This window comes from Salinimicrobium marinum (assembly GCF_014651535.1).
GTDB classification, from domain to species: Bacteria; Bacteroidota; Bacteroidia; order Flavobacteriales; family Flavobacteriaceae; genus Salinimicrobium; species Salinimicrobium marinum.
The window spans coordinates 1-15655 of record NZ_BMXB01000011.1 but is presented as its reverse complement, the minus strand read 5'-3'; the positions used below and the strand labels follow the sequence as shown (position 1 = coordinate 15655).

Sequence of the window (15655 nt, the reverse complement as noted above, 5' to 3'; positions counted from 1 at the left end):
AGTTATGCCTAAGTCTTGTATCTTTTTTTTTGCAGTGAAGCGGGTTTAAATCTTTAGACCTAGATAAGAGAATTTTATGTAAATTTGCAGTTGATGAAAAAAGTTTTTCAGAAATCGGGCTCGCTTATAATGGCATTTTTAGTGCTGTTTTCCACTATGTCTTTTACGGTGGAAAAGCATTTTTGTGGTCAGATTTTGGTGGACCTGGCTATTTTTTCTGAAGCTGAAACCTGTGGAATGGAGATGCATATGGCTTCTTCTGAAGAAAAATCTGAAGATAGCTGTTGCAAGGAGCAAAAGATTTCTGTAGAAGGTCAAAAAGACCTGAAACTATCTTTTGATCAGCTGGATTTCCCGCAGCAGGTTTTTATTTCCTTTTTTGCATATTCTTATATTGATCTTTTTGAAGGATTGCCGGAAATGGTAGTTCCTTTTAAAGATTATTCCCCTCCTTTGCTGGTGCGAGACGTGCAGTTGCTCGACCAGACTTTCCTTATCTGATTTTATAATTAATGTTTACCGGTGGTACTGATGTTTTTCAGGATGCCTGTATAATTCTGTTGTAATGTTGCGCCCTTTTGGCAGCATTCCGGAAATATTAATTGTAAATCATAAGAATGCTTAATAAAATAATCCATTTTTTCCTGTATAACAGACTGGTGACCTTTCTGTTGCTCATCTTCTTCATTGGTTGGGGATTGGTGACCGCACCTTTTAACTGGGATACCGGATTTCTTCCGCAGGATCCAGTTCCTGTTGATGCCATTCCAGATATCGGCGAGAATCAGCAGATCGTTTTTACCGAATGGCCCGGTCGTTCCCCGCAGGATATCGAAGACCAGATCACGTATCCCTTAACTTCGTCCTTACTTGGAATCCCCGGGGTTAAATCCATCCGGAGCACCTCAATGTTCGGGTTCTCCAGTATCAACATCATTTTTGAGGAAGACATTGAATTTTACTGGTCCAGGACAAGAATCCTTGAAAAGATCAATGCCTTACCGGCCGGTATTCTTCCTGAAGGAGTGCAACCAACGCTTGGTCCCGATGCGACTGCACTGGGTCAGGTTTTCTGGTACACACTTGAAGGTCGTGATCCCGAAGGCAACGTTACCGGTGGATGGGACCTGCACGAACTGCGCAGTATTCAGGATTACTATGTGAAACTTGGTTTAAGTGGAGTAGAAGGCGTTTCAGAGGTGGCTTCTGTCGGAGGCTACGTGCAGGAATACCAGATCGATGTCAATCCGGATGCCTTGAAGGCCTTTAACATCGGAATCGATCAGGTGATGGCTGCCGTTAAAAATTCCAACAGGGATATTGGTGCAAAGACCATAGAGATAAACAAAGTAGAATACCTGGTACGGGGGCTTGGATACATTAAATCTATAGAAGATCTTGAAAACACCGTTGTAACGGCCACCGAAAACACCCCGGTCCTCATCCGTGATTTAGGAGTGGTAAGTTTAGGGCCTGCCGAAAGAAGAGGAATTCTTGACAAAGGCGGGGCAGAGGTTGTGGGAGGAGTAGTGGTTGCCAGGTATGGTTCGAATCCGTTGGAGGTGATCAATAATGTAAAAGCCAGGATCGATGAAATTTCTCCCGGACTTCCCTCTAAAACTTTGAGTGACGGCACCGAAAGTAAACTCACCATTGTGCCTTTTTATGATCGTACCCAGCTCATCCAGGAAACGTTGGGAACGCTGGAAAGTGCTCTTTCAGATGAAATTTTGATAAGTATCATCGTAGTGATCATACTGGTACTTAATCTTCGGGCCTCCATTCTTATCTCCAGTTTGCTTCCTATTGCGGTGCTCATCACCTTTATTAGTATGCGCTACTTTGGCGTGGATGCCAATGTGGTGGCCCTTTCAGGAATTGCCATTGCCATTGGGGTGATGGTGGATGTGGGGATCGTTTTTGTCGAAAATACACTCCGGCACCTGGAATTTCCCGAGAACAAGGGGGCAAAAGGTGAGAAGTTGCTCAGTGTGATCCATCGTGCCACTGTGGAGGTTGGTCCGGCGGTTACCACCGCCCTGGCGACGACAGTTGTGAGTTTTCTACCTGTATTCTTCATGGAAAACGCCGAAGGAAAATTGTTCAGGCCACTGGCGTTTACAAAGACCTTTGCCCTGGTGGCTGCCTTTGGGCTGGGAGTAGTGATCCTGCCTATGCTGTCGTATTATTTCTTTAACTTTAGTACCAGGAAGAAAAAAGTCTCTCGAATCTGGAATATCGTTTTGATCATTTCCGGAATTTTGCTGGCATTGGTTTTCAGTTTCTGGCTTCCGCTGGCTTTGTCCTTCATAGGACTCATTAAATTATTCGAACATAAGAATCAGCGTTATCTCGGAAAGTATTCAAAACAAATTACCATTTTCATTGTGGTAGCGGTAACATTGTTCTTTTTGACTCAGCACTGGGTGCCGCTGGGTTACAGGAATACCCTGTTTACGAATTATATTTTTGTCATCGTTCTGGTAGCTATTACTCTTGCTGCCTTGTTAGCGATTGTTAAATATTATGAGACGATTCTTAACTGGTGTCTGGTGAACAAAGGGAAATTTCTATTGTTGCCACTCATCACCATTTTCTTCGGAATAATGATCTGGTTTGGATTTCCGAAGCTCTTCGGATTTGTGGCAGATGGAACTGAAGAAGTCGGCTGGAATATCAGGAAAACTTCCGTTTGGTCGGGAATGGCGCACACCTTTCCGGGAGTTGGAAAAGAGTTTATGCCTTCCCTTAACGAAGGTAGTTTTCTGCTGATGCCTACTTCTATGCCGCACGCCGGAATTGAAGAGAGCAAACGGGTTTTACAGCAGCTGGATATGGCCGTTACAAGTATTCCGGAAGTGGAGATCTCTGTAGGAAAACTGGGAAGGGTGGAAAGTGCCATTGATCCTGCACCCATTTCGATGTATGAAAATGTGATCAATTATAAGTCTGAATATATTCTTTCGGAAGACGGGGATATGCTCAGGTTCAGAACAAATTCTGAAGGAGATTTTATTCTGAAATCGGGAGATACCCTTAATAATGAAGAGGCCCTGCTGCAGGATGTTTCCGAAGAAAACCTGATGCGAGATGAAGATGGAGAATTCTTCAGAAACTGGCGGGAACATATTGAAGATCCCGATGATATCTGGAATGAAATTGTTAGGATGACCCAACTCCCCGGAGTTACTTCTGCGCCAAAACTTCAACCGATTGAAACTCGGCTCGTAATGCTCCAAACCGGAATGCGTGCACCCATGGGAATTAAAGTATATGGGCCCGACCTGGAGACGATTCAGAATTTCGGATTCGAACTGGAGGAGATTCTTAAAGAAGTGCCGAGTGTGAAAGAGGAAGCTGTTTTTGCAGATAGGGTTATTGGAAAACCTTACATGGAACTCAACATCAATCGCAACAGTATTGCCCGTTACGGACTTAGTGTTGAGCAGGTGCAGCAAACTATTGAAACCGCTATTGGCGGCATGGAGATCACCTCTACTGTAGAAGGTAGGGAGCGCTATCCTGTGCGGGTGAGGTATCCAAGGGAGTTACGTAGCAATCCAGAACAAATTGAGAATATACTCGTGCCAACTCCGGCGGGAGCTCAGATTCCGTTGGGGCAGCTGGTGGATGTGGAATATGTGCGGGGGCCGCAAATGATCAAAAGTGAGGATACTTTCCTGGTGAGTTATGTACTGTTCGATAAAAAAGAGGATTTTGCTGAGGTAAATGTGGTGAATGATGCCCAGCAGCTTATCCGGGACAGGATAGCATCGGGAGAATTAACGGTGCCTGCGGGGGTGAGTTATGAATTTTCGGGGAATTATGAAAATCAGGTGCGGGCGGTGAAAAGATTAGCTATTGTAATCCCAATTTCCCTGGTGATCATCTTCTTGTTGCTGTATTTCCAGTTTAAGAACGTAATTGCCTCCACGATTCATTTTTCAGGAGTATTTGTAGCCTTTGCGGGCGGATTTATAATGATCTGGTTATACGGGCAGGAATGGTTTATGGATTTTGCGATTTCGGGAACAAACATGCGGGACCTGTTCCAGATGGGGACGATCAATTTAAGTGTGGCCGTATGGGTAGGATTCATTGCTCTTTTTGGAATAGCGACAGACGATGGGGTGCTTATGGGAACTTATATTCATCAGGTTTTCAAAGAGAGGGATCCGCAAACAGTGCCGGAAGTGAGGGCAGCTGTTCTGGAAGCCGGACAAAAAAGGGTTAGGCCGGCAATGATGACGACGGCGGTGACCATTATTGCACTCTATCCCGTGCTCACCTCTACCGGAAAAGGATCGGATATTATGGTGCCAATGGCAATACCCATTGTGGGAGGAATGGTCATTCAAATCATGACAATTTTTGTGGTGCCTGTATTGCAGGCTTATTGGCGGGAAACGGTGGTAACCAGGAATTCTCAACCTACTGCTCTTCCCGAAGGTAAAGATGAGGTGGAATAGAATTTAAAAGCGAAAGAATGAAACGAAATAAATTAAAAGGATTGCTGAAAGAAACTTTCACATTTCACCTTTGGGGGTTAGGAGGCTTTTTCTTCTTTCTTCCACTTTTGGGGGTTGGAGGAAGCGCTGCTGCACAAAATCTGGAAGATTACCTGATGATCGCTGCAGAAAATAATCCGGGGATCCAGGCTGCTTATGCCGAGTTTGAAGCTGCATTACAACAGGCACCACAGGTGAAGAGTTTGCCAGATCCTACCCTTACCGTCAGCGCCTTTGGGAGAATGGTGGAAACAAGACTGGGGCCGCAGGAAGCGCGGTTTTCTCTCATGCAGATGTTTCCATGGTTTGGGACATTGAGTGCGAAGGAAGATGCGGCAACCTTAATGGCAGAAGCGAGATTTCAGGCGTATCTGGATACCAGGAATGAATTGTTTTACAAGGTGAGTGAACAATTTTTTAAACTGTATGAACTTGAAAAACAACTTCAGTTTCAGAATGATAATGTAATGATCCTTCAGAATTACAAAGATCTGGCTCTCGCCCAGGTGCGATCGGGGAATGGAGCAATGGCCGATGTTCTGCAAACAGATTTAGTGGTGGAGGAGACTTTGACGGCCACCGAAATTCTGGAACTGCAAAAAAGGCCATTACAGACTCAGTTTAACGTGCTGCTGAACCGCGATAAAGAAACGGCCGTTGCAATTCCCGATACGCTGGAGGTTATTCCGGGGTCTTCAGAATTTGAGCCGGTTTCATTTGAAGAACATCCAAGAATCGTGGAGGTTGAAAAAAGGTTGTCGGCAGCCAGGTCTCAGGAAGAGGTTGCCAGAAAAGAAGGAATGCCAAAAGTTGGACTGGGGATCGATTATGTGATCATTGGAGAAAGAATGGATATGGCTGTTGATAATAATGGGCAGGATGCAGTAATGCCGATGCTCTCGGTGTCGCTCCCAATTTTCAGGAAAAAATATAAGGCAGCACAAAAGGAAGCTCAATTTATGCAGGAAAGTTATGCGCACCAAAAAGAAGAGGTGGAAAATGCGCTTTCTTCCGAATACGAATCGGTAATTTTTGAGATCGAAAAAAGTCAGAAAATGCTTAAGCTGAATCGAAGACAAATTGAAAACATGGATAGGATTTTAAACCTTCAGCTTTCTTCTTATAGAGGCGAAGGGTCGGGATTTGAAGAGGTGCTACGAATTCGTCAGGAGTTATTACGGTACCAACTGGAGATAGCAGGTGCAGAGAAGGAGTATTTCACTGCAATTGCCAGAAAAAATTACATCACAGGAAATTCTTTTGAATATGAAAACCAGGAATAAAAATATCATTGTTATAATAGGGAGCATCCTTGTTGGGCTTCTGTTGGGTTGGATTTTCTTTTCCGGCACTTCAGGTCAGGAAGAATCATCGGCACATCAGCATGCCGAATCATCCGAAAATCAGGTATGGACCTGTTCTATGCACCCTCAGATTCGGCAGAATGAGCCGGGGGATTGCCCTATCTGCGGAATGGATCTGATTCCGTTGCAGGATGATGATGCCGGTATTGGTTCTCAGGCGGTTTATATGTCTGAAAATGCCATGAAGCTGGCCAATGTACAGACAATGCAAGTAGGTGCGGAAGCTGCCACGAGGGAAATCAGGCTAAACGGGAGGGTTGCCGTAGATGAACGTAAAGTATATTCACAGACAACCCACATTCCCGGAAGGATCGAACGTTTAATGGTAAATTTTACGGGAGAAGAGGTGAAAAGAGGGCAGGCACTGGCAACGGTTTATTCGCCGGAAATGATCACGGCTCAGGAAGAATTGTTACAGGCGTACGCGATCCGGGAATCGCAACCGGAACTTTTTCAGGCTGCGAAAGAAAAACTGAGAAGCTGGAGAATTGGCGAAAATCAAATCAACCGAATCTTAGAAACTGGCCGGGCCAGTGAGAATTTTACCATCACGGCAGACGTGGGGGGAATTGTAACTGAAAAATTGGTAGATCTTGGAGATTATTTGGAACGAGGAATGCCGTTGTACGAAATAGCAGATCTTTCTACGGTGTGGGTGCTTTTTGACTTATATGAAAGCAATATGGGCTGGATCGAAGAAGGGAGTACGGTGGAGTTTACAGTGGCCTCCATCCCAGGGGAAACCTTTGAAGGGGAAATTGATTTTATAGATCCGCTGGTGAACAGGCAAACCAGAGTGGCAACAGCCAGAGTCGAAGTAGATAATTCAAATGGTAGATTAAAACCAGAAATGTTTGTTTCCGGAGTTATAGACAATCCGGTGGAAGCTACCTCCAGTGAACTCACTGTTCCACGAAGTGCCGTATTATGGACAGGGCAACGCTCTGTGATTTATGTAAAACAAAATTCGGGGGAGAGAACGAGTTTTGAACTTCGGGAGGTGGTTTTAGGTCCGTCCCTGGGAGATTCATACGTTATTACTGAAGGTTTGAGATCTGGAGAGGAAATCGTAGTAAACGGAGCCTTTACCGTAGATGCAGCGGCTCAGCTTGCCGGAAAACCAAGCATGATGAACCCTGAAATTGGAGGTGGAACTATGAACATGCAGGAAGACCTGGAGTCATTTCTTCAGAATAATTCCCTGGATTATAGAGGTGAGGCTTCAGAAGAGTTTAAGGAGAACTTGAGCATCCTCGTGGGTACTTATCTGGAATTGAAGGATGCGTTGGTACAAGGTAGGGAAAAGGAAGCCGTAGCTTTGAGTAAGGAATTATATGCAGGGGTTCAGGATATTGGAGGAGAGCAGCTGAAAGAAGAAGCAAAAGAATTTTGGGAAGAAAAGCAGCGCAACTTGCTAAGGCATTCCACCATAAATATAGAAGAAGGAAATCTTGAGGATATAAGAGAGAACTTTGTCTTTCTTTCAGAAGAAATGGTGAAAATAGTTAGCAGTTTCGGTGTGGGGAATAAAGAGATCTTTGTAGATTATTGTCCCATGGCTAATTCAGATGCAGGTGCCTACTGGTTAAGTGAGGTTCGGGAAATAAGAAATCCGTATTACGGGGAGGCAATGTTGACCTGTGGTGAAATTGTAGCAGAAATAGAGTAAATTAATAAACAACTAAGTTAAATCAATAGTAATTAAATCAAATTTGAAATGAAAAAAGTGAAATTAGTAGCAGTAGCAGTAATGGGAATGTTAACCCTGGTGTCCTGCAAAGAAAATCAAACCGAAGGAACAGATCAGCCACCAATGCAAAATGACACAAGGATGCCTGAAGAAGGGCACGATGACCATATGAGCAACCATGACGGAAATCTTGACGACGGACAGCAGATGGGCAGCCTTGAATTTGAGGATGAAAAAATAGCTTCGGTATATGAACATTATCAGCATATTAAATCGGCATTGGTAAACACAAATTCCGAAGAAGCCCAGAAGGGAGGGGAAATGCTGGTTTCTTCCCTTGAAGAGGCTGAAGCCAATGAGGAGGTGCTGAGTTCTGCACGAACTATCGCCGGAAGCAGTGATATTAACGTGCAGAGAACTGCGTTTTTAGAGCTTTCTTCGGGAGTGGAGCAAATGGTTTCAGGAGCTTTGGCTTCAGGAGAGATCTACAAGCAATACTGCCCAATGGCTTTTGAAGGTAATGGAGGATCGTGGTTGTCTTCTTCCGAAGAAATCAGGAATCCGTATTACGGTGACAAAATGCTGAAGTGCGGAAGTGTAAGGGAAACCATACAATAAAGAAACCGGCTGCCTGGAAAGGCTTTTGACATCATCCCCCAAGGCTCTTGGACAGGTTGATGTTATAACTTTTTAGGCAGCTTCTTTTACTGCCAACCAATAACTATCATATGAAAATGTATAGCAGATTTCTTTTAATGTTAGGAGCATCATTTATCGTAATGTACGTAGTGATGTACTTGAATGTAGCCTCTTTTGATCATGCTTATTTAAACTTGAACCGGTTTTATATGACGGTGCTTATGGTTGCTCCCATGGCGTTGATCATGTTTGGATTTATGAGTAAAATGTATAAAAACACAGCAAAAAATGCAGCTATTGTTATTGTGAGTGTGCTGGCATTTATAGGAGCTTTTGTTTTAGAGCGGAATCAGACAATGATAGAGGATAAGGGGTTTATGCATTCTATGATCCCGCACCATTCTTCCGCTATTCTGGTAAGTGAAGAAGCAGATTTGAGTGATCCTGAAGTACAGAAGTTAGCCGAAGAAATAATTAAATCTCAGAAAGAGGAGATTGCCCAAATGAAAAAGATCCTTGAGAGGATGTAAAAAACCATTAAGAACAAAGTTTAAAACCCTAAGAATGAAAATTCACGTCAAAAACATGGTTTGTGACCGCTGTATAATTGCGGTAACAGAGATCATGGATCGTCTGGGAATATCATATAAAACCATCACACTTGGAGAAGTAGCGCTGGAAAACAGTATGAGCAAAACCGCCCTGGAGGAACTTAAGCTTGAATTTTTAAAAATTGGTTTTGAGGTAATCGATGATAAATATGATAAGCTCATCAATAAGATGAAATCCCTTATCATAAAGGAGGTCTATGAAACTGATATCACTCCAGATAAACGTTTGTCTGAAATTCTTGCCGGGTCTTTAATGTACGATTACTCTTTTTTGAGTTCGTTGTTCAAAAAATCTGAAGGAATGAGTATTGAGAAGTTTCGAAGTGACCTGAAGTTGGAAAGAGCCAAAGAATTACTCGAATACGGGGAGCTCAATATAAATGAAATTGCTGCTGAAATTGGCTATAAAAGCGTGAGCTATTTTTGTTCCAAATTCAAGAAAGAAACCGGCTACACACCCCTTGCCTATCAAAAAAAGCATATTAGATCCCGAGTCGGAATTAACACTCTTTAAATATAATTCCATCATTTTATTCTAAAATAAAGGAATACATTTTACTGATTATTAGGTAATTTCCATTGAAATTAATTAGAAATTAAAAGAAAATGTATTATGAGAAATGAAGGATTAATTAAAGAGTTTTACAATTGTGCGGCAGCTTGCAATATTTGTGCAGATGCCTGTCTGGATGAAAATGATGTTAAGAAAATGGTGCCGTGTATCCGTTTGGATAAAGTATGTGCAGCTACCTGTATTGCTACCGCTCAATCTTTGGCAGTAGATCTACCTAAAGAAGAATTAAAAGGTCTGGTAAAATATTGCAAAGAGATTTGCCAGAAATGTGCAGATGAATGTTCCAGGCATGAGGCGCAGCATTGTAAGGATTGTGCCAGGGCCTGTAAAGAATGTGTAGAGGCTTGCGAAAAATTTTTAACTTAAATATTATTCGAAAATAAATAAATTCAGGAGGCTGTCTATAAGCTTTAAAATTGTCATTCTGATTTTCAGAAACCATAGTGACCTAAAACTACGGGACAGGTTGACGTAAGAGGAGCTTTTTAGACAGCCTTTTTTTAAAAACTTTATCTATGAGTCAATACAAGAAGAGCAGCCTTAGCCTTGGGAATGCTGTAGCCATGGGAACCGGAGTAATGATAGGAGCTGCTATTTTTGCTCTGCTGGGTCAGATAGCAGAACTCTCTGGAGAGTATTTTGCACTCGCAGTAGTTATGGGGGGAATTATTTCGGGCTTTAGTGCTTATTCATATATTAAAATGGCACATGCTTACCCATCGGCAGGAGGAATTGCAATGTTTCTTCAAAAGGCCTATGGAAAAGGAACTATAACTGCCTTTGCAGCTTTGTTAATGGCATTTTCAATGGTTCTGAATGAAAGTCTTGTGGCCCGTACTTTCGGGACCTATACCATGCAGTTGTTTGAGGGTAGCGAAAATAGTTTCTGGGTGCCTGTGTTAGGAGTGGGATTGTTGGTTGGAGCTTTCATTGTTAACATACTGGGGAATGAGGTAATTGGCAAAACAGCTATGACCACGGCAACTATTAAAATTGGCGGTATCCTCATCTTTGCCCTCGGCGCTTTATGGGCAGCCGATTTTACAGTGGGTTCTGCTTTACCTTCCACTGCACCCGAAAATGGTGTGATGGAATATCTTGCTTCCCTTGCACTTGCTATTCTCGCTTATAAAGGGTTTACTACTATTACAAACAGTGGAGGAGAGATTAAAGAACCTCATAAAAACGTGGGACGTGCAATTATATGGTCACTTGTTTTATGTGGGGTAGTCTATTTTATTACTGCCCTTGCGGTGGGAGCAAACCTTGAAATTCCGCAGATCATTGAGGCAAAGGATTACGCTTTGGCAGAAGCAGCGCGTCCGCTGTATGGAAATTATGGTCTATGGTTTACTGTGGGAATCGCTATTGTTGCCACAATAACAGGTGTAATTTTCAGTATTTTTGCTGTGTCAAGAATGACCGCTATGCTGACCAATATGAAGTTGATTCCACATTCTCATTTTGGAATGCCGGGAAACATTCAACAACATATGTTGGTGTATATTACTGTTCTGGCCATAGCGCTTACGGTGCTTTTTGATCTTTCGGGAATTGCTGCTATGGGAGCCATTTTTTATCTTATTATGGACATTATCATCCACGTGGGAGTGCTACGTCATATGAAAGAAAAGGTGAAAGCGAACCCGGTGATCGTGATAACGGCTATTGTGCTGGATGCAATCGTGCTAATAGGGTTTGTTTGGGTAAGGGCGCAAACAAATCTTACGGTAATCATTGTTTCTGCAGCCTTAATAGCAGTAATTTTTTTCGGGGAAAAGTTGTTTCTGAAAAATACCAAACAGGAGGATCAGGATGAAATGCGGGATTCTCAAAAGAGCAATGATGAAAAACATAATTAGTGATGCCGGATTAATGAAATTATACATCAAAAATATGGTTTGTAACCGCTGCATTATGGTGGTGCAATCTGAACTTAAAAAATTCGGGCTTCATCCTGTTTCAGTAGAACTGGGAGAGGTGGAGATCTCAGACGACATGAATGAAGAGGAAAAAGAGGCATTGAACGAAGTCTTGAGCCAACTTGGTTTTCAACTTATCAGCGACAAGAAGAGCCGCTGGATCGAACAGATTAAAAATGCTGTTGTAGAGCTGGTACACCATCAGGAGGAACAGATAAAAACAAATCTTTCGACCTACATTTCAGAAAAATTACACGCTGATTATTCTTATCTAAGCAACCTTTTTTCAGAAGTTCAGGGGGTGACAATAGAGCAATATTATATTGCTCAAAAGATAGAGAGAGTAAAGGAATTGCTGGTTTACGATGAACTTTCTTTAAGCGAAATTGCAGACGAACTTAATTACAGCAGTGTCTCTCACTTGAGTAAGCAGTTCAAAAAAGTCACCGGACTCACACCAACCCATTTCCGGCAGGTAAAGGAAAAAAAGCGGAAGCCCCTTGATGAAGTCTGAATTGTACCAAAAGCTTCCATAATTGTACAATGCTTTATGATCTTCTTTTCTGAAATTTGTATTTAAAGATAATGACAATGAAGCATACTTATATAATTCACGGCATGACCTGCAATGGGTGCCGGTCGCACGTTGAGAAAACATTAGCTGAAGTGGAGGGTGTTTCCAATGTTGAGGTGAACCTTGAAAAAGGAGAGGCTGAGATCCAAATGGAGAAACATATTCCGATAGAAAGATTTCAGGAAGCTTTGGCTGAAGATGGCGGAATTTATTCTATTGAAGCTGCTACGGAGCCGGATAACTTTTCCAAAGCTCCAGAATTTGGAAAAGGTGAAGGAATGAAGCATACCTATGCGGTCCACGGCATGACCTGCAATGGGTGCCGGTCGCACGTTGAGAAAACATTAGCTGAAGTAGAGGGTGTTTCTAAGGTTGAGGTGAACCTTGAAAAAGGGGAGGCTGAGATCCTAATGGAGAAACATATTCCGATAGAAAGATTTCAGGAAGCTTTGGCTATAAATGGCGGAACTTATTCTATTGAAGCTGCTACGGAGCCGGATAACTTTTCCAAAGCTCCAGACTTTGGGAAAGGTGAAGGAATGAAGCATACCTATGCGGTCCACGGCATGACCTGCAATGGGTGCCGGTCGCACGTTGAGAAAACATTAGCTGAAGTAGAGGGTGTTTCTAAGGTTGAGGTGAACCTTGAAAAAGGGGAGGCTGAGATCGAAATGGAGAAACATATTCCGATGGAGACTTTTCAGAAAAAACTGGAAGAGAACGGCGGAACTTATACTATCGGGGTACAGGGGGAAAAAGCAAAACCTGAAAAGAAATCCGCAGCGACCGGCTCGGGAGTTTTTTATTGCCCTATGCACTGCGAAGGCGATAAGACGTATGATAAACCCGGAGATTGCCCTGTTTGCGGAATGGACCTTGTAGAGGCCCCTGCTGCATCAAATACAGAATCTGAATATACCTGCCCCATGCACCCCGAAGTAGTACAGGCTGAACCGGGCGATTGCCCTATCTGTGGGATGGATCTTATTCCAGTTGAAGCCAATGAGGAAGTTGAGGATAAAACCTATATGAAGCTTCTTCGAAAGTTGAAGATTGCCACTGCTTTTACAATTCCCATCTTTTTTATCGCCATGTCCGAAATGCTGGCGAATAATCCGTTGCTGGAGATCATGTCTTGGAAATACTGGAATTGGGTACAACTGGTATTATCTCTTCCGGTGGTGTTTTATGCAACTTGGATGTTTTTTGAACGGGCTTACCGTTCAATTAAAACATGGAACCTGAACATGTTTACCCTTATTGGGATTGGAGCCGGCGTGGCATGGCTTTTCAGTGTGGCGGGATTACTTTTTCCGGATGTATTTCCGGCGCAATTCAAAACCCATGATGGCACTGTTCACGCTTACATTGAGGCTGCAACAGTCATTTTGACGCTGGTATTGCTGGGTCAGGTGCTGGAAGCTCGTGCGCACGGCAGAACAAATACAGCTATCAAGGAACTTCTGAAACTGGCTCCCAACAAAGCTACCAGGATTGTTGATGGAAAAGAGCAGGTCGTAGCCATTAATGATATTAAAAAAGGGGATCTACTGAGGGTGAAACCGGGAGAAAAAGTTCCGGTGGATGGGAGCATCAAAGAAGGTGCGAGTACCATAGACGAGTCGATGATTTCGGGAGAGCCGATTCCGGTGGATAAGTCAGAAGGACATAAAGTAAGTTCAGGAACCATCAACGGAAATAAAACCTTTATCATGACTGCTGAAAAAGTAGGTTCTGAAACCCTGCTTGCACAAATCATAGAAATGGTAAATTCCGCCAGCAGGTCCAGAGCACCTATTCAAAAACTGGCTGACAGGATTGCGGCATATTTTGTTCCGATTGTGGTAGTTATTTCAGTGATCACATTTATTGTCTGGGCTATCTATGGCCCCGAGCCTTCATATGTCTACGCCCTGGTTAATGCCATTGCTGTCCTTATCATTGCGTGTCCCTGTGCCCTGGGACTGGCCACGCCCATGTCTGTAATGGTTGGAGTGGGTAAAGGTGCACAATCAGGTGTGTTGATCAAAAATGCGGAAGCGCTCGAGAAATTCAATAAGATCGATGTGGTGATTATTGATAAAACGGGAACTGTTACAGAAGGAAAACCTTCTGTGGAGAAAATTGTAAGTGGCACTTCGGAATATTCTGAAGAGGAAATCCTTCAGAGAATCGCTTCCTTGAACAGCAGTAGTGAACATCCTTTGGCACAGGCTACTTTACGATTTTCCGAAGAGAAAAAAGTCGAAGTGAAGCCTGTTGGTAATTTCGAATCGGTTACCGGAAAAGGTGTCACCGCACAACTGCAGGGAAAAAAGCTAGCATTGGGGAACGAAAAGCTGATGGAGCAGGTTGGAGCTAAGATTTCAGACGATTTGAAAGAGGAAGTGAGAAAGGAGCAGGAAAAAGGAAAAACTGTTTCATACCTGGCAGAGGGAAGAACAGCCATTGGTTTTGTGGTGATTTCAGATAAGATCAAGGAATCCAGCAAAGAGGCCATTCGTGAACTTCAGGAAAAAGGCCTTAAGGTGATCATGTTAACCGGAGATAACGAAAATACAGCTAAAGCGGTAAGTGATACCCTGAATCTTGATGGGTTTAAAGCACAAATGCTGCCACAGGATAAACAGGAAGAGGTGAAAAGGCTGCAAGCCGAAGGCAGAAAAGTAGCGATGGCGGGTGACGGTATCAATGATGCCCCGGCACTGGCACAGGCAGATATAGGTATTGCCATGGGAACCGGTACAGATGTGGCCATAGAAAGCGCCGGAATTACTTTAGTGAAAGGAGACCTTAAGGGAATTGCAAAAGCGAAACTTTTGAGTTCTGAAGTGATGAAAAATATTAAACAGAATCTTTTCTTTGCACTAGCCTATAATGTTCTGGGAATACCAATCGCAGCAGGGGTCTTATATCCTTTTTTCGGACTTTTGCTTTCCCCAATGATTGCAGCCCTGGCCATGAGTTTTAGCTCGGTTTCGGTGATTGCAAATGCGTTGAGGCTTAGAAATTCAAAGATATAGCATTTGGTAAACCGGTAAACTTCTTGATGAGATGCAAATTGATTAATTTAAAAAAGAGCAGAAAGATCCGTTTTCCTTTGCGGAGCTTTTGAATCCTTCGGAAATTATACCTGGTTCAAGTGAAGGTCTTCAGTTAAATAACATTTCCGGAAAACCACATTACTGGATCATTAATGAGTTGCTAGTAAATGCTGGCATTGGTGAAATAAGCGCAAATTCCAAAAGAAGAGACATTGAAAATAGTAGCTGAAAATGCTGAATGGATTAAAAGTGGAGGACATTTCCCTGATCACGACAGCGCATCACAAATACCGGGGCCAGTTTCTTACGGCTTATGTAATTTTTTTTCCAAATCATGGAAACCTGAAGGCAAATGTTTCGGCAAAAGATGGCACTTTTAAAAGTGTTCGGCACCGGGACTGTCATTGAATTGATTTTTTTATTGATGACCCATACGATGGATGATAAAGGCAGGGGCGATTTCAATATTTTTTTGCTAAAAGCATTCTCCTTGCTGCTAACCGTTCTTAGCGGGTTTGTGCTGTGGTTTTTTTCTTCAGCTACAGTGAGGAAGATCTCGAAGTAAGTAACTTCACCTGTTATATCTCTTGTAAGAAAATAAGATAAAAAAATGAGCCGAAAATTCGAGGGCACTGAAAAACTATCTCTTTTGAGGTAATTTTATGAAAGCGATCAAGCAAAAAAGTATTTTTGACTTGGTCGCTTTTTTTGTGGGTGATTTTTTGAGCT

General features: G+C 42.9%; 12 protein-coding genes. All 12 read left to right on the top strand.

The features are described 5' to 3' along the window. The first annotated feature begins 93 nt into the window (after window positions 1-93). The 12 genes from IE056_RS12655 (at window position 94) to IE056_RS12600 (ending at window position 15334) form a co-directional block, all read left to right on the top strand. Entirely contained in the window at window positions 94-501 is a 408-nt protein-coding gene (locus IE056_RS12655; protein ID WP_189605085.1) for an HYC_CC_PP family protein, read from the top strand. A gap of 116 nt (window positions 502-617) precedes the next feature. Further along, entirely contained in the window at window positions 618-4469 is a 3852-nt protein-coding gene (locus tag IE056_RS12650) for an efflux RND transporter permease subunit (protein WP_189605084.1), read from the top strand. Between the two features lie 17 nt (window positions 4470-4486). Then, window positions 4487-5791, top strand: a complete 1305-nt coding sequence (locus tag IE056_RS12645; RefSeq protein ID WP_189605083.1) for a TolC family protein — start codon at window positions 4487-4489, stop codon at window positions 5789-5791. Then, a complete protein-coding gene (locus IE056_RS12640; protein WP_189605082.1) occupies window positions 5775-7541 on the top strand; it encodes an efflux RND transporter periplasmic adaptor subunit in 1767 nt (588 codons plus the stop codon). The genes IE056_RS12645 and IE056_RS12640 overlap by 17 nt, the downstream gene beginning before the upstream one ends. Window positions 7542-7589: 48 nt before the next feature. Beyond that, window positions 7590-8180 carry a DUF3347 domain-containing protein gene (locus IE056_RS12635; protein WP_189605081.1) on the top strand — a complete coding sequence of 197 codons (591 nt, stop codon included), beginning with the start codon at window positions 7590-7592 and terminating at the stop codon, window positions 8178-8180. Between the two features lie 116 nt (window positions 8181-8296). Next, complete coding sequence (locus IE056_RS12630) at window positions 8297-8731, top strand: DUF305 domain-containing protein (protein WP_229793754.1); 435 nt, start codon at window positions 8297-8299, stop codon at window positions 8729-8731. 34 nt (window positions 8732-8765) lie between these two features. Further along, entirely contained in the window at window positions 8766-9326 is a 561-nt protein-coding gene (locus tag IE056_RS12625; RefSeq protein WP_189605079.1) for a helix-turn-helix domain-containing protein, read from the top strand. Between the two features lie 99 nt (window positions 9327-9425). Next, entirely contained in the window at window positions 9426-9752 is a 327-nt protein-coding gene (locus IE056_RS12620; protein WP_189605078.1) for a four-helix bundle copper-binding protein, read from the top strand. Between the two features lie 149 nt (window positions 9753-9901). Then, window positions 9902-11248: an APC family permease gene (locus IE056_RS12615; RefSeq protein WP_189605077.1), complete on the top strand. Its 1347-nt coding sequence runs from the start codon at window positions 9902-9904 to the stop codon at window positions 11246-11248. A gap of 13 nt (window positions 11249-11261) precedes the next feature. Beyond that, entirely contained in the window at window positions 11262-11822 is a 561-nt protein-coding gene (locus tag IE056_RS12610) for a helix-turn-helix domain-containing protein (protein WP_189605185.1), read from the top strand. Window positions 11823-11899: 77 nt separating this feature from the next. Continuing rightward, window positions 11900-14905, top strand: coding sequence for a heavy metal translocating P-type ATPase (locus tag IE056_RS12605; RefSeq protein ID WP_229793752.1), 3006 nt, complete (start codon window positions 11900-11902; stop codon window positions 14903-14905). 252 nt (window positions 14906-15157) lie between these two features. After that, on the top strand, window positions 15158-15334 hold the full coding sequence (locus tag IE056_RS12600) for a hypothetical protein (protein WP_189605075.1): 177 nt from the start codon (window positions 15158-15160) through the stop codon (window positions 15332-15334). Window positions 15335-15655: the final 321 nt, after the last annotated feature.